The organism is Pseudomonas sp. EU05-FHT14B02, from assembly GCF_058791055.1.
Genome location: NZ_JBYTDD010000003.1, coordinates 24,133 through 45,140, shown reverse-complemented (window position 1 = coordinate 45,140; position 21,008 = coordinate 24,133). Strand labels below are relative to the sequence as shown.

The window sequence follows — 21,008 nt, the reverse complement described above, 5'->3', positions numbered from 1 at the left end:
GCCTTGCCTCTTGCGGGTCAATCACTGCCCGCAGGTTTTCCCGTGACCAATCTCCACCAGCCTGAAACGCCCAAACTGGCCATTCGCAGCGTGCTGATCGCCCTGATGCTGGCGATCTTTCTCGGCGCGTTGGACCAGACCATCGTCGCCGTTTCAATGCCGGCCATTTCCGCACAATTCAAGGATGTCAGCCTGCTGGCCTGGGTGATTTCCGGCTACATGGTGGCCATGACCGTGGCGGTGCCGATCTACGGCAAACTGGGTGACCTGTACGGGCGGCGCAAGCTGATGCTGTTCGGCATGGGCCTGTTCACCCTGGCGTCGGTGTTCTGCGGCATGGCCCAGAGCATGGAGCAACTGGTGCTGGCGCGAATTCTCCAGGGCATCGGGGCCGGCGGAATGATCTCGGTGAGCCAGGCGATCATCGGTGACATCGTGCCGCCACGGGAGCGCGGCCGTTACCAGGGCTATTTCAGCAGCATGTATGCCGTGGCCAGCGTGGCCGGCCCGGTGCTTGGCGGCTACATGACCGAATACCTGTCCTGGCGCTGGGTGTTCCTGATCAACCTGCCGCTGGGCCTGGGTGCCTGGCTGGTCGCCTATCGCACGCTGGTGGGCCTGCCGATTCCGCAACGCAAACCGATCATCGACTACCTGGGTACCGTGCTGATGATCATCGGGCTGACAGCATTGTTGCTGGGCATCACACAGTTCGGCCAGGGCCATTCGTGGCGCAGTGCCGAGGTGCTGGCGCTGCTCGCTTGTGCGGTGCTGGTGCTGGGGCTGTTCGTCGTCCACGAGCGGCGGGCGCGAGAACCGTTGTTGCCCATGCATCTATTCGCCAACCGCAACGCAATCCTGTGCTGGTGCACGATTTTCTTCACCAGTTTCCAGGCCATCTCGCTGATTGTGTTGATGCCGCTGCGCTTTCAGAGCGTCACCGGCGCCGGTGCCGACAGCGCCGCCCTGCACCTGCTGCCCCTGGCAATGGGTTTACCGATTGGCGCGTATTTCGCAGGCCGCCGCACCTCGGTCACAGGGCGCTACAAACCGATGATCCTTACCGGTGCGGCGCTGATGCCTGTCTCGATTATCGGCATGGCGTTCAGCCCGCCACAGGCGTTCGTCGTGAGCAGTCTGTTCATGCTGCTCTGCGGGATATCCTCGGGCATGCAGTTCCCGACGTCATTGGTCGGCACGCAGAACTCGGTGGACCAGCGGGACATCGGTGTAGCCACCAGCACCACCAACCTGTTCCGTTCGCTGGGTGGTGCCGTGGGTGTGGCGTTGATGTCGGCGCTGCTGTTGGCGTTGTTGCAGGATTCGAGTTTCGCGCACCTGGCCGGTTCGTCGCTGATTGCCGAAGGCAGCTCGGGGAATGTATTGCTGGACGGTTTGAATGCCGCGCCGGGTGACGCGCAGAACACCCTGCGTGCCGAATTGTTACTGACGTTCCGGCATTTGCTGACGGTCAGCGCGGCCGTTTCATTGCTTGGGCTGGCGGCGGCGATTGCCATGCCGAACATGTTGTTGCGCGGGCGCGAGGACAAGGTTCGATAGATAGACCAGGTCGCCTGTATTCGCGAGCAAGCCCGCTCCCACGGTTGACCGCGTGCTCATGGAGGACTCGGTCTAATGTGGGAGCGGGCTTGCTCGCGAAAACGATCTGACAGTCACTACAATTCAAGGGCTGTAATACCCGACCGCCACCAGAAAATGCCCGACCTTCTTCAGGTAGGCATGCTTGTTCTCGACCTTGCCCGTCACCGGGTTTTTCCAGCGGTATTCGTATTCGCCGTAATCCTGTTGGGCCATCAACGCCAGAATCGGCTCGCCCACCGGTTTACCTTCCGGGTCCGCGATCTTGCTGAAGTCGGTATTGATCAGCCGCAGGTTGGTGCCGTGGGCCACGTAACGCTGGGTATCCAGGTCGACGACAAACACATACAGGTCATCCTGCAGGTAACCGCCCTTGAGGGAATTGATCGCCGTCAGTGTGCCCTTTTCGTCCTTGGCCAGATCGGTGGCCGCTTTGTTCAGCAAGGCCATGGCCTGTTCGGCGGAGGCCCGTGGCAGGTAATAACCGACCGCCAGAATCCGCTCTCCAATGCGCTGGTAGTAGACGTGCTTGCGCTCGACCTTGCCGTCACTCCAGTTCTGCCAGCGATATTCCGCCTGCTGAATGCCATTGCCTTCCGGCACTTTCAGGGCGTCTTTGAAGGTTTTCTGCAAGTCCGGCCCGAGCACTTGCGATACGTCCCGGCCAATCAGCGCCGACGACGGCCCGCCACTGGCGAGCATCACGCCCTTGGTGTCGAGTACAAAGACATAACGGTCCTTGTCGACAAACTCCCCCTGGCGGCTGAATGCCGCCAGCGCCTTGTCACCGTTCTGGTGGTAGTAGGCCAGGGCTTTTTCCAGCAGGGCAATGGCCGCCTTGCTGTCCTCCTTTTCCGTCCCGGCGGCTTGCGCCTGGCCCAGGCACAACAAAAACATGCCGCACAGCAAGGCGAACCTATGCAGAAACCCCATTGCGCATCCCTCGTTCCTGGTGGTGTTTCAAGAGCGTAGACGGCAATGGGATATGTACGAATATTCACCAGAACATGGTCATAGGCTTTTGTGGGGGGGGGGGGTGTCCCCCCCCCCCCCCCCACAACTGTTCGGATTACTGCCGGGCGCGCAGTTGCTGCTGAAGGTTCTGGATCTGCGCCTGAAGGGTATTGATGTTGCGGGTGACCTGGCTGCGGAACGCATCGAACTCAGCGGTATTGGTCGAGCCCTGCGTGACCGCTGGACGGTTGTCCTGCTCGCTCTTGAGCACGATCATGTCTTGCTCGAGACGCTCGATAGCAGCGCTTGTGTTGCCTTGTTTCTTCAGCGCGGTGATATCGGCGCCCAGGCTCTTCAGTTGTGCATCGAGTTTTTCAGCGTCCGACGGGACACTTTTCAGAGTGGCCAATTCAGCACTCAAAGCTTTGACCTGGGCCTGCAACTGCGTATTGGCTGTCTGATGTTCGGTGTTCTGGGCATTCAATTGCGCCAGGCGCTTGTCCAGTTCGGTGGTTTGCGCGGTCATTTGTGCCAGTCGTTTGTCCAGGTCCGAGGCCTGGCCGGCAACACCTTGCTGCTGGGCGTTCTGGTCCTGGAGCTTGCTTTCCAGCTGGCGGATTTGCAGCTTCAAGGCCTCGCTGTCGGTGTTGACACTGGTCTGGCTGGCAACAACCCTTCCGGAAATATCCTGCAGGCGCCCTGCCGCTTCCTCACTGATTCGCGCGAAGCTTTCCTGGGTCGCCACCAGTTGCTGCTCCATCAGGGAGATCTGCTGAAAGCTCCACCAGGCCAGACCCGCGAACGCAAAGAACAACGCCCCGACCAACGCCCACAAGGCACCGGTACTCGCGGCCTTGACCTTCACCACCGGCGTCGTGCGCGAATGCACGACCGTGCGGGCGGTGGGCGCAAAGTCGTCATCGAGAACGTCTGCACGCAGGCTCGGTACATCATCGAAGTCGTCGTTGGCATCGTTTCGCATGGACATTGAATCAACCTTAGTGAATCACATAATGGCTTTATGCCGCGCAGTATAAACCCCACAGCCGCAACCATTGACCCCCAAGCCCGAATCCGGTTCAGTCGGGGGTCGTTGTTCGAGCGTCAGCGAACAGCCTGGGCCTTCCACCAGCCACAGAATTCATCGAGCGCCGTCCAGAGGCTGACCTTGGGGTCGTAATCCAGATAATGCCGCGCGCGGCTGATGTCCAAGGTGAAATTTTTATTCATGACCTGCATGCCCAAACGCGACAGCGTCGGTTCGGGACGCCCCGGCCACAACTTGCACACATCCTCGTTGAGCGCTGCCACACTGTAGGCCAGGCCGTAGGAACGGTAGCGGGTGACCTGTGGGACTTCCATGTTACGCATGACGTAATTGACCACGTCCCACAGGGGAATCGGCGTGCCGTTGCTGATGTTGTAAGCCTTGCCCAACGCAGAACCGCTGGCCAGCAAACTGCTGAGTAACGCCTCGTTGAGGTTTTGCACGCTGGTGAAATCAACTTTGTTCAAACCGTTGCCGATGATCGCCAGGCGCCCCTTGCGCTGCATGTTCAACAGGCGCGGGAAGATGCTCATGTCGCCGGCCCCGGTAACGAAACGCGGTCGCAAGGCCAGGGTTTCGAGACCGAACTCCTGGGCACCAAAGACCTTTTGCTCGGCCAGGTACTTGGTGGCGGCGTAAGGGTGTTTGAAGCGCTTGGGCACCTGTTCTTCGGTCAGGCCCAGATGATCGCGACCATCGAAGTAGATCGACGGCGACGACAAATGCACCAGCCGCCGAACCCGTTGCTTCAAGCAGGCTTCGACCACATTCTCGGTGACCTGGACGTTGCCCTGATGAAAGTCCTGATAACGTCCCCATAATCCAACAGCACCGGCGCAATGCACCACGGCCTCGACGTCCGAGCACAGCTCGCGCGCCAGTTCCGGGTCGCTCAAGTCACCCTGGATGAACTCGGCTCCCCGGCGTACCAGATGCTCCACGCTCTCGGCCCGGCGACCGTTGACCCGCACGTCCAGGCCCTGCTCCAGGGCAAAACGCGCAAAGCGCCCGCCGATGAAGCCGCTTGCGCCGGTAACCAGAATCTTCATGAATTGCTCCGAATATTTCGTTTTGCGTATTACGTGAGGTCTTGACGCTGCGCGTCAGTCCAAGGGCACCAGCCATTGCTTCGAGGCGCGTACCAATTGATCAGTGAGCAGTCCCAGCAACTGGCCACCATTACGCCAATGATGCCAGTACAGCGGCACATCGATTGGCTTATCTGGCAGCAACTCCTGCAATACGCCCCTTTCAAGTTGCTCGCGTACCTGCAGTTCCGGAACCAGCCCCCAGCCCAGACCTGCTTCCGCCAAGCGGATAAAACCTTCGGAGGACGGGCACAAATGGTGTTCGAATCCACCCTCGACGCCGAGGGACGCAAGGTAGCGATGCTGCAGGAAATCGTCCGGGCCAAATACCAGCGCCGGGGTTCGGGCCAACTGATCGGCGCGTACGCCCTGCGGAAAATGCCGGGCAATAAAGGCGGGGCTGGCCAGCGCACGGTAACGCATGGCCCCCAGCAACACACTGCGCGCCCCCGCCACCGGCCGCTCGCTGGCGCAGACACAAGCAGCCACTTCACCGGCGCGCATGCGCTTGAGGCCGACGGTCTGGTCTTCGACCACCAGATCCATCAGCAGATGCTGTTCGGCGCAAAACGCCCCCACGGCCTGCGCCCACCAAGTGGCCAGGCTGTCGGCGTTCAGGGCGATCCGCAGGCGTTCCGGCAGGCCCTCTTCATCCAGCGCCGGCACCAGGCTTTGCAAGTCCCGTTCAAGCAATCGCACCTGCTGTACGTGGTTGAGCAGCCGTCGACCGATTTCCGTCGGCGTTGGCGGCGTGGCCCGCACCAGCACCGGTTGGCCAACCCGTGCTTCCAGTAGCTTGATGCGCTGGGAGATCGCCGATTGCGACAAGCCCAGTACCTGAGCCGCCCGTTCAAAACCGGCCTGTTCGACCACGGCGGCCAAGGCAGAAAGCAATTTATAGTCGAACATCAGTTTTCCTAATGAGCGATCAGCAAGATTTGTTTTTCTTATACAACCTTCACAAGGACAATGACCAGCAAGAACTCTTGTACAAGGATCACCCACATGGCTGGCGAAACTTCATTGGCAACGCTGCTGCGCAGCATGAGCCCGCAACTCAACGCTGGCGAATACGTCTTCTGCACTCTGCGCGACGGTAAATTGCCTACGGATCTGGAGATTGTCGGCAGCTTCCGCGAGCAGGAAGGCCTGACCGTGATTCTCGAACGTTCCCACGCCGAAAAAGCCGGATTCAGCTTCGACTACATCGCCGCCTGGATCACCTTGAACGTACATTCGGCCCTCGAAGCGGTCGGCCTGACCGCCGCGTTCGCCACGGCACTGGGCAACGCCGGAATCAGCTGCAACGTGATTGCCGGCTACTACCACGACCATTTGTTTGTCGGCCAGGCCGACGCTGACCGTGCCCTGCAAGTACTGCGGGACCTGGCAGCCAACGCGGAGTAAGAAATCATGTGGCAAAGTTATGTGAACGGGCTGCTCGTGGCCTTCGGCCTGATCATGGCGATCGGCACCCAGAATGCGTTTGTCCTGGCGCAAAGCCTGCGGCGTGAACATCACCTGCCGGTGGCGGCACTCTGCGTGACCTGCGACGCCCTATTGGTGGCCGCCGGAGTGTTCGGCCTGGCGACGGTGCTGGCGCAAAACCCGACGCTGTTGGCCATCGCCCGCTGGGGCGGCGCAGCGTTCCTGTTGTGGTACGGCAGCCAGGCACTGCGCCGGGCCTTTTCAAAGCAGAGCCTTGAGCAGGGCGAAGGCCAGACCGTACGCTCGCTGCGGGCGGTGATGCTCAGCGCGCTGGCGGTGACCTTGCTCAACCCGCACGTCTATCTGGACACCGTTTTGCTGATCGGCTCCCTGGGCGCCCAACAAACCGAGCCCGGCGCTTATGTCGTCGGCGCGGCCAGTGCCTCGCTGCTGTGGTTCTTCACCCTGGCCCTCGGTGCGGCATGGCTGGCGCCGTGGCTCGCCCGGCCCGGCACCTGGCGAATTCTCGATCTGTTGGTGGCGGTGATGATGTTTGCCGTAGCGTTCCAGTTGATCGCGGCCATCTGATTGGCGGAACCTCTATTCCACACAGTTGTTGCGTGGTTATGCCGCCCCCCCGGTGCTATGATCCGACTCCCTGCGCCGCAAAGAGTACAAACTCCCCGGCGCTTGTCTGGCCGCCCGTGATCGGCCTTGCGCTCACCGCAACTGACCTGACTAGGAGAATCATCATGGCTTTCGAATTGCCGCCGCTGCCTTACGCACACGATGCCCTGCAGCCGCACATCTCCAAGGAAACCCTGGAGTTTCACCACGACAAGCACCACAACACCTACGTCGTGAACCTGAACAACCTGGTGCCAGGCACCGAGTTCGAAGGCAAGACCCTGGAAGAAATCGTCAAGACTTCCTCGGGCGGCATCTTCAACAACGCCGCTCAGGTCTGGAACCACACTTTCTACTGGAACTGCCTGGCGCCAAACGCTGGCGGCCAACCAACCGGCGCACTGGCTGAAGCCATCAACGCGGCCTTCGGTTCGTTCGACAAGTTCAAGGAAGAGTTCAGCAAGACTTCCATCGGCACCTTCGGTTCCGGTTGGGGCTGGCTGGTGAAGAAGGCTGACGGTTCCCTGGCCCTGGCCAGCACCATCGGCGCTGGCAACCCGCTGACCAACGGCGACACCCCGCTGCTGACCTGCGACGTCTGGGAACACGCTTACTACATCGACTACCGCAACCTGCGTCCGAAGTACGTCGAAGCGTTCTGGAACCTGGTCAACTGGAAATTCGTGGCTGAGCAGTTCGAAGGCAAAACCTTCACCGCTTAAGCTCGATGCCAGACAAAAACCCGGCTTTGTGCCGGGTTTTTTTATGGAAGGAATATGAGCAAAGGGACGGTGGTGATTGTCCCGCCGCCTTCGCGAGCAAGTCGGATCGCCGCACCGCCGCTCCCACAGGTCACTACCGAGCCAGTGGGAGCGGGCTTGCTCGCGAAGAACGATAACGCGGTTAGCCTGCCAACTACTGCGGATCAAGGTTATCCAGCGCGCGATTCACCGCCAGCTCCGCCAACATGACAATCTGCGAAATGGCCAGCGCCGTGTTGCGCTGGGGGCCAGCCAGGCAGGTAGCGAAATCACTCGCCATGACATTGGCTGAAGCCAGTGATTCACAGGCGTGGGCAAGCAGGCTTTCAGTGTCCATGTCGGGGACGATCATGAACATGGTGCGAGGGCTGTAGGGTTTGGTGGTGTTGTAGGGGGGATCAGGGATTAACTTATCCAAAATATGCTCCTTATCTATTGGAGCCATCTCTCGCCGTTTCTCACGCGAGCGAAGAGGTGGCAGCTATGTGCGGAGTGAGAAACCGGCAAGAGAGCAATCCGGCCAGACCGAGGTCTGCCCGCACACAGCCGCCATAAAGCATTGCTGGCAGCGGATAAGCTGGCGGCAATTATGGTGGTACTGGCGCTGGATTAACACTCTCTTGCGGGTTCTCACGCCCGATCGCTGAAGCATTTCAGCGATCGCCAAAGGTTATTCAGCCCGCTTCCGACGGACAACCTGAAAACTGCGTGGGAAACTTCTGGCGCTTTCCTACACCGCGCTAACGCCCAAAACGTAACGCGGACCGTCCCTGGCAGCACTCCCACGCGGGCGTGTAGAAACGATATGTTGGGGTGTGGCTGAAAATGCAATGTCGACTGTCCCGCCGTCTTCGCGAGCAAGCTCGCTCCCACAGAGTAGCCGAGCAAAGGCAGATCGGCGTACACCCAGGCTCTTCACCACTCAACAGGCCGAGCGTTAGCTCGCCTGCAGCTCTTGATCTTGATCCACCCGCCCCCTCGGCAGGCTGAGTGGAGGTGTTCATCCGGGGATGGGCGCGCAGCGCCGTTCGACGCAGTCGAACACATCGCATGTAGGTGCCAGCGAAGCCAACCGGAGGGCGATGCCCCCGGATGAATGCCGGAGCGAAGGAACCCCGAGCCTTGGCGAGGGGCCGTACGTTCGGGGCGAGACTTTTTGGTTCCTTTTGTGTCGTTTGACAAAAGGAACTCGCCGTAAGGGCGAAACCGCCAGCCGCCGTTACCGCAGCAATGGATATGCCCCCCCCAAAAAAACCCGCACGAAGCCAATATCCCAAGATGAAACCAGCCTCCAGTCCCTTGCTCCCCCGCCCACGCCGACTAACATCAAACAAAAGGAAAATATCTCCATCCCGCCCCTCAAGTTGAAGGACTCGACAACCGACACAGTACTAATAGGCTAACTCGCCAGGTCAACTGCAAATCGGCCAAGCAGCAGGCAAAATCCCTCAAGGATGATTGTCCCTTTGACTGCCATCACGGGATTGCCAATACTCATGGCAACTTGATGCTACCCGCACGGAACAAGGAATAACCCTTTGAAGCTGGAACTCAAGAACAGCTTGTCGGTGAAGTTGCTCCGGGTCGTACTCCTGTCGGCATTGATCGTCGGCGTGGTCTTGAGCTGCGCGCAAATTGTGTTCGATGCCTATAAAACACGCCAGGCCGTCGCCAGCGATGCCGAACGCATCCTCGACATGTTTCGCGACCCCTCGACCCAGGCCGTCTATAGCCTGGACCGGGAAATGGGCATGCAAGTGATCGAAGGTCTGTTTCAGGACGCCGCCGTGCGCAAGGCCTCCATCGGCCACCCCAACGAAGCCATGCTCGCGCAAAAAACCCGCGAGTTACAGCACTCCCACAGCCGCTGGCTGACCGACCTGATTCTTGGCAAGGAACGCACCTTCACCACCCAACTGGTCGGTCGCGGGCCCTACAGTGAGTATTACGGCGACCTGAGCATCACCCTCGATACCGCCACCTACGGCCAAGGGTTCATTGTCAGCTCGGTGATCATCTTCATTTCCGGCGTCCTGCGCGCACTTGCCATGGGACTGGTGTTGTACCTGGTCTACCACTGGCTGCTGACCAAGCCGCTGTCGCGGATCATCGAGCACCTCACGGAAATCAATCCGGATCGTCCCAGCGAACACAAGATTCCGCTGCTCAAGGGCCACGAGAACAACGAACTGGGCATCTGGATCAACACCGCCAACCAGTTGCTCGAATCCATCGAACGCAATACCCATCTGCGCCACGAAGCGGAAAACAGCCTGGTGCGCATGTCCCAGTACGATTTCCTGACGGGGCTGCCGAACCGCCAGCAATTGCAGCAGCAACTGGACAAGATCCTCATCGACGCCGGCAAATTGCAGCGCCGGGTCGCGGTGTTGTGTGTCGGCCTCGATGACTTCAAGGGCATCAACGAGCAGTTCAGCTACCAGACCGGCGACCAATTGTTGCTGGCCCTGGCCGATCGCCTGCGCGGTCATAGCGGTCGCCTGGGCGCCCTCGCCCGCCTCGGCGGCGACCAGTTCGCCCTGGTCCAGGCCGATATCGAGCAACCCTACGAAGCCGCCGAGCTGGCGCAAAGCATTCTCGATGACCTGGAAGCGGCGTTCGCCCTCGATCATCAGGAGATCCGCCTGCGCGCCACTATCGGCATCACCCTGTTCCCCGAGGACGGCAACAGCACCGAGAAGTTGCTGCAAAAGGCCGAGCAGACCATGACGCTGGCCAAGACCCGTTCGCGCAACCGCTATCAGTTCTATATCGCCAGCGTCGATACCGAAATGCGTCGCCGCCGTGAGCTGGAAAAAGACCTGCGCGATGCGTTGATCCGCAATCAGTTCTACCTCGTCTATCAACCGCAGATCAGCTACCGCGACAACCGCGTGGTGGGCGTCGAAGCCCTGATTCGCTGGCAACACCCCGAGCACGGTATGGTGCCGCCGGACCTGTTCATCCCGCTGGCCGAACAGAACGGTACCATCATCGCCATCGGCGAATGGGTGCTGGACCAGGCCTGCAAACAACTACGCGAGTGGCATGACCAGGGCTTCAGCGACCTGCGCATGGCGGTGAACCTGTCTACAGTTCAACTGCACCACGCCGAACTGCCACGGGTGGTCAACAACCTGCTGCAGATGTACCGCCTGCCACCGCGCAGCCTGGAGCTGGAAGTCACCGAAACCGGCCTGATGGAAGACATCAGCACCGCGGCCCAGCACTTGCTCAGCCTGCGCCGCTCCGGCGCGCTGATCGCCATCGACGATTTCGGAACCGGCTATTCGTCCTTGAGCTATCTCAAGAGCCTGCCTCTGGACAAGATCAAGATCGACAAGAGCTTCGTCCAGGACCTGCTCGATGACGACGACGATGCGACCATCGTTCGCGCCATCATCCAGCTGGGCAAAAGCCTGGGCATGCAGGTGATTGCCGAGGGCGTGGAAACCGCCGAGCAAGAGGCCTACATCATTTCCGAAGGCTGCCACGAAGGTCAGGGCTATCACTACAGCAAACCGTTGCCGGCACGGGAACTGGGCGTTTACCTCAAGCAGGCCCAACGCAGCAATGCGGCTATTTTCTAACCCCTGTAGGAGCGAGCCTGCTCGCGATGGTCGTGAACGATAACGCGTTCATTCTGGATGAGCGCGCTGTTCTCAGGTTCATCGCGAGCAAGCTCGCTCCTACAGGGTTGCAAACTGCGCTCTGTGAATAAGAAATATTTACAGGTACAACCCTTTACACATAATGCGAAAGATTTGCATTATGTCGCAGTTTTGCGTGTGCATAGCACGACTCCACCCCTATCGAAGCAGGATGTTCGCCATGATTCGTATGCCTCTGGCTACCGCCAGTCTGTTGGCCATCGCTATTTCCCTCGCTGGTTGCGGCGAAGGTAAAGACCAAGAAAAAGCTGCCGCGCCAACTGCCAGCACTGCAGCTGCCCCGGTTGCTCCAGCCACTGCGCCTGCCGCTGCCGGTAAAGTCGACGAAGCCGCCGCCAAAGCCGTTGTCGCCCATTACGCCGACATCGTTTTCGCTGTTTACAGCGATGCCGAATCCACCGCGAAGACCCTGCAAACCGCCGTAGACGCCTTCCTCGCCAAGCCGAACGCCGACACCCTCAAAGCCGCCAAGGCTGCCTGGGTTGCCGCTCGCGTGCCTTACCTGCAGAGCGAAGTGTTCCGCTTCGGCAACACCATCGTTGACGACTGGGAAGGTCAGTTGAACTCCTGGCCGCTGGACGAAGGCCTGATCGACTATGTCGACAAGTCCTACGAACACGCCCTGGGCAACCCGGGTGCCACCGCCAACATCATCGCCAACACCGAAGTGCAGATCGGCGAAGACAAGGTCGATGTCAAAGACATCACCCCGGAAAAGCTCGCCAGCCTGAACGAGCTGGGCGGTTCCGAGGCCAACGTCGCCACCGGCTACCACGCCATCGAATTCCTGCTCTGGGGCCAGGACCTGAACGGTACCGGCCCTGGCGCCGGCAATCGTCCGGCCTCGGACTACCTGGAAGGCAAAGGCGCTACCGGCGGTCACAATGATCGTCGTCGTGCCTACCTGAAGTCCGTGACTCAGTTGCTGGTCAGCGACCTGGAAGAAATGGTCGGTAACTGGAAGCCGAACGTAGCCGACAACTACCGCGCCACCCTCGAAGCAGAACCGGCTGAAACCGGCCTGCGCAAAATGCTGTTCGGCATGGGCAGCCTGTCCCTGGGCGAACTGGCGGGCGAGCGCATGAAGGTTTCCCTGGAAGCCAACTCCCCGGAAGACGAACAGGATTGCTTCAGCGACAACACCCACAACTCGCACTTCTACGACGCCAAGGGCATTCGTAACGTGTACCTGGGTGAATACACTCGCGTCGATGGCACCAAAATGACTGGCGCCAGCCTGTCGTCCCTGGTGGCCAAAGCCGACCCGGCTGCCGACACCGCGCTCAAAGACGACCTGGCCGCCACTGAAGCCAAGCTTCAGGTCATGGTCGACCACGCCAACAAGGGCGAGCACTACGACCAGTTGATCGCTGCCGGCAACACCGCAGGCAACCAGATCGTCCGTGACGCCATCGCGTCCCTGGTCAAGCAGACCGGTTCGATCGAAGCCGCCGCTGGCAAACTGGGTATCGCCGACCTGAACCCGGACAACGCTGATCACGAATTCTGATCAACGCTGGCTGAATGAGCCTCCCCCTGTAGGAGCGAGCTTGCTCGCGATGAACTTGAAGGCAACGCATTTTTCCAGACAGCACGCGTTATCGTTCACGTCCATCGCGAGCAAGCTCGCTCCTACATAGGGGCTCGTGGTTTGCAGATAGACTCTTGCCTCACATCAAGCAAACGATAATTCCTCTTATTCAAATTCCCATCCCCTGTTAGACTTTGCGCCCTTGTTTTGCTCGTCTTGCAGGATGTCTGATGCCCCCGCTGCCTCTTCGCTTGTCCGCACTGTTTCTGGCCCTGGGCCTGAGTGCCTGCGATGACGCCCCGAAATTCACCCAGGCCGAACCCGGTGAAGCCCGCTCCGGCGGCAGTGCGACGGTGCGCAAGACCGATCAGAACGCGTTTTCCATGCCCTCGGCAAACCTGCCGCCATCACGGCGTGTGGATTTCAGTGTCGGCAACAGCTTCTTCCGCAGCCCTTGGGTGATCGCCCCGTCGACGACGACCGCTCGCGATGGTCTCGGTCCACTGTTCAACACCAATGCCTGCCAGGGCTGCCACATCAAGGACGGCCGCGGCCATCCGCCGACGCCCGACGATGTGAACGCGGTGTCGATGTTGGTACGCCTGTCGATTCCCGATGCCCCGGCGTATGCCAAGGTCATCGAACAGCTCGGCGTGGTGCCGGAGCCCGCCTACGGCGGCCAGTTCCAGGACATGTCCGTACCTGGCGTGGCCCCCGAAGGCAAAGTGCGGGTCGATTACACCGCCGTGCCGGTTCGCTTCAAGGACGGCACCGAAGTCGAGTTACGCAAACCGAGCCTGAACATCACCCAACTGGGCTACGGCCCGATGCACCCCGACACCCGTTTCTCGGCCCGCGTGGCGCCACCGATGATTGGCCTGGGTCTGCTCGAAGCGATCCCCGAGGAGGCGATCCTGGCCAACGCCGAGGCACAGGCCAAGGCGAACAAAGGCATCAGCGGGCGACCGAACCGGGTCTGGGATGACGCGTTGCAAAAGACCGTTCTGGGACGATTTGGCTGGAAAGCCGGACAACCGAACCTCAATCAACAGAATGTCCACGCATTTTCGGGAGATATGGGGCTCACAACCAGCCTTAGACCCCTTGATGACTGCACGGACGCGCAAACGGCCTGCAAACAGGCACCTAGTGGCAACGGCCCCGATGGCGAGCCGGAAGTCAGCGACAACATCTTGCGCCTGGTGCTGTTCTACAGCCGCAACCTTGCTGTACCGGCCCGCCGTGACGTCAACGCCCCTGAAGTGCTGGCCGGCAAGACCCTGTTTTATCAGGCCGGTTGCCAGTCCTGTCACACACCGAAATACACCACCGTCGCCAACGCCGCCGAACCTGAACTGGCCAATCAAGTGATTCGCCCGTACAGCGATCTGCTGCTGCATGACATGGGCGACGGCCTGGCCGACAACCGTAGCGAATTCCAGGCCAGCGGCCGCGAATGGCGCACCCCGCCGTTATGGGGCATCGGCCTGACACAGGCGGTCAGCGGCCACACCCAGTTCCTGCACGACGGCCGCGCCCGCAACCTGCTCGAAGCAGTGCTCTGGCATGGCGGCGAGGCGACTGCGGCGCAACAACAGGTTTTGTCTTTCAATGCCGAGCAACGCGCTGCGTTGCTGGCGTTCCTGAATTCCCTTTAACACGCATTCCACTCGCGGGAGCCCGACATGTTCCGTCCCAAACTGTTGTTCACCAGCCTTGCCGCCCTCGCTCTGGGCGCCTGCTCGCCCCAGGACCCGCAAGCGGTCACGTCGGCGGCCATTGCCAAGTCGGTGATCCTGCCGACCTACACCCGCTGGGTTGAGGCCGACCGTCAATTGGCGGTCAGCGCCCTCGCCTACTGCGAAGGAAAGGAAACCCTGGAAACCGCCCGTGCCGACTTCCTGCATGCGCAAAAAGCCTGGGCCGAGCTGCAACCACTGCTGATCGGGCCTTTGGCCGAAGGCAACCGTTCGTGGCAAGTGCAGTTCTGGCCGGACAAGAAAAACCTGGTTGGCCGTCAGGTCGAGCAACTGGTCACCGCCCAACCGCAAATCGATGCCGCCGCCTTGGCCAAGTCCAGCGTCGTGGTACAGGGGCTCTCGGCCTACGAATACATCCTGTTCGACAGCAAGCCCGACGTGACCAACGCTGAGCAGAAGAGCAAGTACTGCCCGCTGCTGATCGCCATCGGCGAACGCCAGAAGCAATTGGCCGAAGAAATTCTGCAAACCTGGAACAACACCGACGGCATGCTCGCGCAAATGAGCAAGTTCCCGAACCAGCGCTACGCAGACTCCCATGAAGCGATCGCCGATCTGCTGCGCGTGCAAGTCACCGCCATCGACACCCTGAAGAAAAAACTCGGCACGCCAATGGGCCGCCAGAGCAAGGGCGTGCCGCAACCGTTCCAGGCCGATGCATGGCGCAGCCAGGCGTCCCTGACCAGCCTCGAAGCCAGCCTCGCGGCCGCCAGGACCGTCTGGGAGGGTGTGGATAACAAAGGCCTGCGCGGCCTGTTGCCGAGCGAGCAGAAGCCGTTGGCCGACAAGATCGATGCAGCCTATGCCGCCTCGCTGAAACTGTTCGCCGGCAACCAGCGCTCGCTGACCGACATGCTCAATGACGAGGCCGGCCGCCAGCAACTCAACGAGCTGTATGACAGCCTCAACGTCGTCCATCGCCTGCACGAGGCCGATCTGGCCAAGGCACTGGGCATCCAGTTGGGCTTCAACGCCAACGACGGTGACTGATGAGGGAAGGTTCCATGCTGCGACGCCAGGTTCTGACATTAGGTAGTTTGCTGCTGGGTGCAGTGACGCTGGGCGGCTGGAAGCTGTTCAAGCAAAAGGACAGGAGTCCGTTGTTGCTTTCGGCACGGGACGATACCGACGGCCGGCATTACGCTGTCGGTTACCGGCTCGATGGCACCCAAGTGTTCGCCACCCGGGTCGACCAGCGTTGCCACGACATCATCAACCACCCGACACAACCGATTGCGCTGTTCGTCGCTCGCCGTCCGGGCACCGAGAGCTACCTGATCGACCTGCGCGACGGCGCGCTCCTGCAAACCGTGGTGTCACAGCCGAACCGGCACTTCTACGGTCACGCGGTCATTCACCACAGCGGCGACTGGCTGTATGCCACCGAAAACGACACCTCCGATCCGGGTCGCGGCCTGCTCGGCGTGTATAAGTTCGAAGGCGAACGGCTGGTGCACAGTGGTGAGATTTCTACCCACGGCCTCGGTCCGCATCAGGTGTCGTGGATGCCCGATGGCGAAACCCTGGTGGTGGCCAACGGCGGGATTCGCACCGAGGCCGAAAGCCGGGTGGAGATGAACCTCAACGCCATGGAACCGAGCCTGGCCCTGATGCACCGCGACGGCACCCTACTGAGCAAGGAAACCCTCGCCCAACAGATGAATAGCGTGCGCCATCTGGCCATCGCCAGCGACGGCACCATCGTCGCCAGCCAGCAGTTCATGGGCTCGGCCCACGAGTCGTCGGAGTTGCTGGCAATCAAGCGGCCCGGTCAGCCCTTCGTCGCATTCCCGGTGCCCGAGCACCAGTTGCAGGCCATGGGGCACTACACCGCCAGCGTCGCGGTACACAGCGACTTGCGCCTGGTGGCCTTGACCGCACCGCGGGGCAACCGTTTTTTCATCTGGGACCTGGACAGCGGTGAAGTACGCCTGGACGCGCCACTGCCCGATTGCGCTGGCGTCGGCGCCGTGGCTGATGGTTTTGTCGTGACCTCGGGTCAGGGACGCTGCCGTTACTATGACTGTCGCCAGACAAACCTTGTTGCAAAACCGCTGGAGCTACCCGCAGGGCTCTGGGACAACCATCTGCATCTGATGGCCTGAATCATTGAAAAATCGCCGCCTTGGGCCGCGCCTGCATCGGGATGACCTACATCCCGCAGGCGGGACCCGAGGCGGCGAATCTTTTCAGGCTTTCCCCCCTCTAATACCTCACAACCTGTAAAAACGGCAGTTGGATTACCCTCTACACTCCCGGTAATGTGCCCCGCTGTCTCGCCTGATTTTGTCCAAGGAACTGGAATATGCTGCGTCGCCGCATGCTGATCATGTTGGGTGTTGTTCTACTGATTGTGCTGGTCCTGGCTGCATATAAAGCCTTCTCGATCTACACGATGGTTCAAGGCTTCTCTGCGCCCAGACCGGCCGTCAGCGTTGCCGTGGCCACCGCCACCGAGCGCCCATGGCAAGCCCGCCTGCCTACCGTTGGCACGCTCAAGGCATTGCAGGGCGTAGACCTGAGCCTGGAGACCGATGGCACCGTCATCGATGTCCAGTTCGAATCAGGGCAGAAGGTCAAGGCCGGCCAGCCCATCGTCCGGCTCGACAGCGCCGTGGAAAGCGCCTTGCTCGAAACCGCCCTGGCCGACCTCGGGCTGGCTCAGTTGGACTACAACCGTGGCAGCCAACTGGTCGGCAGCCAGGCGATTTCCAAAGGCGAGTTCGACCGACTCTCGGCGGTCCTGAAAAAAAGCAGGGCCACGGTCAATCAGCTCAAGGCGGCGCTCGAGAAAAAACGCATCATCGCGCCGTTCAGCGGCACCATCGGAATTCGTCAGGTGGACGTCGGCGACTATGTGGCCAGCGGCACCATGATCGCCACCCTGCAAGACCTCAGTAGCCTGTATGTCGACTTCTTCGTGCCCGAGCAGTCGGTGCCGAAGATTGCGCTCGGTCAGCCTGTGCAGGTCATCGTCGCGGCGTATCCGACCCTGGAGTACCCCGGCACCATCAGTGCAATCAACCCTAAAGTCGAGAACAGCACCCGTAACGTGCAGGTCCGCGCCACCCTGGCGAACCCCGATGGCAAGTTGATTCCAGGCATGTTCGCCAGCCTCCAGGTGCTCCTGCCCGATCCGCAGCCACGCATCGTGGTGCCGGAAAGCGCGATTGCCTACACGCTCTACGGCAACTCGGTGTATGTGGCCGTACCCAAGAAGGCCGAGGATGGCAGCCAGGTAAAGGACGACAAGGGTCAACCTGTGCTGATCGCCGAACGGCGTTTTGTCGAGACCGGTGAACGCCGCGACGGGCAAGTGATGATCACCAAAGGCGTGCAGAGCGGCGAGAAAGTGGTAACTGCCGGCCAGCTCAAACTGGATAACGGTTCACGCATCGCCATCAGCGACGACAAGACCCTGGCTGGCCAGAAGAGCCCGCCACGCGCGAACTGATCAAGGAATCTCCATGGCTTTTACCGACCCGTTCATCCGCCGTCCGGTTCTCGCTACCGTGGTCAGCCTGTTGATCGTGCTGCTGGGCTTCCAGGCCTGGAGCAAGCTGCCGCTGCGCCAGTACCCGCAAATGGAAAACGCCCTGATCACGGTGACCACCGCCTACCCCGGGGCCAACGCCGAGACCATCCAGGGCTACATCACCCAACCTATGCAGCAAAGCCTGGCCAGCGCCGAGGGCATCGACTACATGACCTCGGTCAGTCGCCAGAACTTCTCGGTGATCTCGATCTACGCGCGCGTCGGCGCCAACAGCGACCGTCTGTTTACCGAACTGCTGGCCAAGGCCAACGAGGTCAAGAACCAGCTGCCCCAGGACGCTGAAGACCCGGTGCTGAGCAAAGAGTCTGCCGATGCGTCTGTGCTGATGTACATCAGCTACTTCAGCAAGGAGTTGAGCAACCCGCAGATTACCGATTACCTGTCACGGGTGATCCAGCCCAAGCTGGCGACCTTGCCCGGCATGGCCGAAGCCGAGATCCTCGGCAACCAGGTATTTGCCATGCGCCTGTGGCTGGACCCGATGAAGCTGGCGGGCTTCGGCCTCAGTGCCAGCGATGTTACCAACGCGGTGCGCCAGTACAACTTCCTCTCGGCCGCCGGCGAGGTGAAGGGCGAATACGTGGTCACCAGCATCAACGCCAATACCGAACTCAAGTCCGCCGAAGCCTTCGGGGCGATTCCACTCAAGGTCGATGGCGACAGCCGTGTGCTGCTGCGGGATGTGGCGCGCGTGGAAATGGGTGCGGAGAACTACGACTCCATCAGCTCGTTCGGTGGCACCCCGTCGGTGTACATCGGCATCAAGGCGACGCCCGGCGCCAACCCGCTGGAAGTGATCAAGGAAGTGCGCAAGATCATGCCGGACCTGGAGGCCCAGCTACCGCCGAACCTCAAGGGTGAAATCGCCTACGACGCCACACTGTTCATCCAGGCCTCGATCGACGAAGTGGTGAAGACCCTGTTCGAAGCGGTGCTGATCGTGATCGTGGTGGTGTTCCTGTTCCTCGGTGCGCTGCGCTCGGTTGTGATCCCGGTGGTGACCATCCCGCTGTCAATGATCGGCGTCATGTTCTTCATGCAGTTGATGGGGTACTCGATCAACCTGCTGACCCTGCTGGCGATGGTATTGGCCATCGGTTTGGTGGTAGATGACGCCATCGTGGTGGTGGAAAACATTCACCGTCACATCGAGGAAGGCAAGACACCGCTCGAGGCTGCCATTGAAGGCGCCAGGGAAATCGCCATGCCGGTGGTTTCGATGACCATCACCCTGGCGGCGGTGTACGCACCGATCGGTTTCCTAACCGGTCTGACCGGGGCGCTATTCAAGGAGTTCGCCCTGACCCTGGCCGGCGCGGTGGTGATTTCCGGTATCGTCGCCCTGACCCTGTCGCCGATGATGTGTGCGTTTCTGCTGCGTCACGACGAGAACCCCAGCGGCCTGGCCCATCGCCTGGACATGATTTTCGAACGCCTCAAGCGTCGCTACCAGAGCCTGCTTCACGGCACCCTCAACACCCGGCCGGTGGTGCTGGTGTTCGCCGTGATCGTGTTGTGCCTGATTCCGGTCCTTCTCAATTTCACCAAATCGGAACTGGCACCGGATGAGGACCAGGGCATCATTTTCATGATTGCCAACGCCCCGCAACCGACCAACCTCGACTACCTGAACATCTACACCGACGAGTTCGTCTCGATTTTCAAGGCGTTTCCCGAATACTACTCGTCATTCCAGATCAACGGTTTCAGCGGCGTGCAATCGGGCATCGGCGGTTTCCTGCTCAAGCCATGGGACGATCGCAGCCGCACGCAAATGGCGATCCTGCCCGAGGTGCAGGCCAAACTGGAAAAGATTCCGGGACTGCAGATCTTCGGTTTCAACCTGCCTTCACTGCCGGGCACCGGCGAAGGCTTGCCGTTCCAGTTCGTCATCAACTCCGCCAACGATTACGAATTGCTGCTGCAAGTGGTCGACCGGGTAAAAAAACGTGCGAAGGAGTCCGGCAAGTTTGCGTTTGTCCACGTTGACCTGGCCTTCGACAAGCCAGAAGTGGTGGTGGATATCGACCGCGCCAAGGCGGCGCAGATGGGGGTTTCCATGCAGGACCTGGGGGGAACCCTGGCGACCCTGCTAGGTGAAGGCGAGATCAACCGATTCACCATTGAAGGTCGCAGCTACAAGGTCATTGCCCAGGTCGAGCGGCCGTTCCGTGACAATCCGGACTGGCTGAACAATTACTACGTGAAAAACACCAAGGGCGAATTGCTGGCGTTGTCGACCCTGATCACCATCACCGACCGTGCTCGACCGAGACAGCTGAACCAGTTCCAGCAACTCAACTCAGCCATCCTGGCCGGCGTGCCGCTGGTGAGCATGGGGGAAGCCATCGACCTCGTGCGCCAGATCGCCCGGGAAGAGGCACCCGCCGGTTTTGCCTTCGACTACGCCGGCGCATCCAGGCAGTACGTACAGGAAGGCAGTGCCCTGTGGGTCACCTTTGCCTTGGCGCTGGCGATCATTTTCCTGGTGCTGGCGGCCCAGTTCGAAAGCTTCCGCGACCCGCTGGTGATCCTGGTCACCGTGCCCCTGTCTATCTGCGGCGCATTGATTCCGCTGTTCCTGGGCTGGTCGAGCATGAACATCTATACCCAGGTCGGGCTGGTGACCTTGATCGGGCTGATCAGCAAGCACGGCATTCTGATCGTCGAGTTCGCCAACCAGCTACGCAAGGACAAGGGCCTGACTGCACGGGAAGCAGTGGAGGAAGCGGCGGCCATCCGGCTGCGTCCGGTCCTGATGACCACCGCGGCGATGGTGTTCGGCATGGTGCCATTGATCATCGCCAGCGGGGCTGGCGCGGTCAGCCGGTTCGACATCGGCATGGTCATCGCGACGGGCATGTCGATCGGGACGTTGTTCACCCTGTTTGTGTTGCCTTGCGTCTACACCTTACTGGCCAAGCCCGATAAACCCTGATGCAGAAAAACCTGTGGGAGCGTTGAAGCCCGCAGTCAGGGCAATAA

Annotated in this window: 16 protein-coding genes; 11 read left to right on the top strand and 5 right to left on the bottom strand. The window is 60.5% G+C overall.

The genetic code is table 11. From position 1 onward, the window contains the following. The first annotated feature begins 42 nt into the window (after positions 1–42). Positions 43–1,560, top strand: a complete 1,518-nt coding sequence (locus tag AC3WTM_RS03965; RefSeq protein WP_102671203.1) for an MDR family MFS transporter — start codon at positions 43–45, stop codon at positions 1,558–1,560. Positions 1,561–1,683: 123 nt separating this feature from the next. Here AC3WTM_RS03965 and AC3WTM_RS03960 read toward each other — a convergent pair whose 3' ends face one another. The 4 genes from AC3WTM_RS03960 to AC3WTM_RS03945 form a co-directional block, all read right to left on the bottom strand. Beyond that, a complete protein-coding gene (locus AC3WTM_RS03960) occupies positions 1,684–2,532 on the bottom strand; it encodes a cache domain-containing protein (protein ID WP_102671204.1) in 849 nt (282 codons plus the stop codon). 136 nt (positions 2,533–2,668) lie between these two features. After that, positions 2,669–3,541: a coiled-coil domain-containing protein gene (locus AC3WTM_RS03955; protein ID WP_102671205.1), complete on the bottom strand. Its 873-nt coding sequence runs from the start codon at positions 3,539–3,541 to the stop codon at positions 2,669–2,671. A 116-nt stretch (positions 3,542–3,657) separates the two neighbouring features. After that, positions 3,658–4,650, bottom strand: coding sequence for an NAD-dependent epimerase/dehydratase family protein (locus AC3WTM_RS03950; RefSeq protein ID WP_102671206.1), 993 nt, complete (start codon positions 4,648–4,650; stop codon positions 3,658–3,660). 54 nt (positions 4,651–4,704) lie between these two features. Continuing rightward, complete coding sequence (locus tag AC3WTM_RS03945) at positions 4,705–5,598, bottom strand: LysR family transcriptional regulator ArgP (RefSeq protein WP_102671207.1); 894 nt, start codon at positions 5,596–5,598, stop codon at positions 4,705–4,707. A 96-nt stretch (positions 5,599–5,694) separates the two neighbouring features. On the opposite strand from AC3WTM_RS03945, the gene AC3WTM_RS03940 reads away from it, so the two are divergent. The 3 genes from AC3WTM_RS03940 to AC3WTM_RS03930 all read left to right on the top strand — a co-directional run bounded on the left by AC3WTM_RS03940 (position 5,695) and on the right by AC3WTM_RS03930 (position 7,466). Further along, positions 5,695–6,096 carry an ACT domain-containing protein gene (locus AC3WTM_RS03940; RefSeq protein WP_102671208.1) on the top strand — a complete coding sequence of 134 codons (402 nt, stop codon included), beginning with the start codon at positions 5,695–5,697 and terminating at the stop codon, positions 6,094–6,096. A gap of 6 nt (positions 6,097–6,102) precedes the next feature. Next, the gene (locus AC3WTM_RS03935) at positions 6,103–6,705 is read left to right on the top strand and encodes a LysE/ArgO family amino acid transporter (RefSeq protein ID WP_102671209.1); all 603 of its coding nucleotides are present in this window, start codon (positions 6,103–6,105) and stop codon (positions 6,703–6,705) included. Positions 6,706–6,869: 164 nt separating this feature from the next. Further along, positions 6,870–7,466, top strand: coding sequence for a superoxide dismutase (locus tag AC3WTM_RS03930; RefSeq protein WP_008022038.1), 597 nt, complete (start codon positions 6,870–6,872; stop codon positions 7,464–7,466). A gap of 193 nt (positions 7,467–7,659) precedes the next feature. On the opposite strand, the gene AC3WTM_RS03925 is transcribed toward AC3WTM_RS03930, so the two are convergent. Next, positions 7,660–7,923, bottom strand: coding sequence for a DUF6124 family protein (locus AC3WTM_RS03925; protein ID WP_057713459.1), 264 nt, complete (start codon positions 7,921–7,923; stop codon positions 7,660–7,662). Between the two features lie 1,120 nt (positions 7,924–9,043). Between AC3WTM_RS03925 and AC3WTM_RS03920 the strand changes: the two genes are divergently transcribed. From AC3WTM_RS03920 to AC3WTM_RS03890, 7 genes are all read left to right on the top strand, one after another. Further along, positions 9,044–11,095, top strand: a complete 2,052-nt coding sequence (locus tag AC3WTM_RS03920; protein WP_102671210.1) for a putative bifunctional diguanylate cyclase/phosphodiesterase — start codon at positions 9,044–9,046, stop codon at positions 11,093–11,095. 241 nt (positions 11,096–11,336) lie between these two features. Then, positions 11,337–12,686: an imelysin family protein gene (locus AC3WTM_RS03915; RefSeq protein ID WP_102671211.1), complete on the top strand. Its 1,350-nt coding sequence runs from the start codon at positions 11,337–11,339 to the stop codon at positions 12,684–12,686. A 251-nt stretch (positions 12,687–12,937) separates the two neighbouring features. Beyond that, entirely contained in the window at positions 12,938–14,365 is a 1,428-nt protein-coding gene (locus AC3WTM_RS03910; RefSeq protein ID WP_102671212.1) for a di-heme oxidoreductase family protein, read from the top strand. Between the two features lie 27 nt (positions 14,366–14,392). Further along, positions 14,393–15,457: an imelysin family protein gene (locus AC3WTM_RS03905; RefSeq protein ID WP_102671213.1), complete on the top strand. Its 1,065-nt coding sequence runs from the start codon at positions 14,393–14,395 to the stop codon at positions 15,455–15,457. A gap of 14 nt (positions 15,458–15,471) precedes the next feature. After that, positions 15,472–16,572: a DUF1513 domain-containing protein gene (locus AC3WTM_RS03900; RefSeq protein ID WP_102671214.1), complete on the top strand. Its 1,101-nt coding sequence runs from the start codon at positions 15,472–15,474 to the stop codon at positions 16,570–16,572. A gap of 200 nt (positions 16,573–16,772) precedes the next feature. Beyond that, a complete protein-coding gene (locus AC3WTM_RS03895) occupies positions 16,773–17,921 on the top strand; it encodes an efflux RND transporter periplasmic adaptor subunit (protein WP_102671215.1) in 1,149 nt (382 codons plus the stop codon). A 13-nt stretch (positions 17,922–17,934) separates the two neighbouring features. After that, positions 17,935–20,961, top strand: coding sequence for a multidrug efflux RND transporter permease subunit (locus tag AC3WTM_RS03890; RefSeq protein WP_102671216.1), 3,027 nt, complete (start codon positions 17,935–17,937; stop codon positions 20,959–20,961). Positions 20,962–21,008 lie beyond the last annotated feature (47 nt).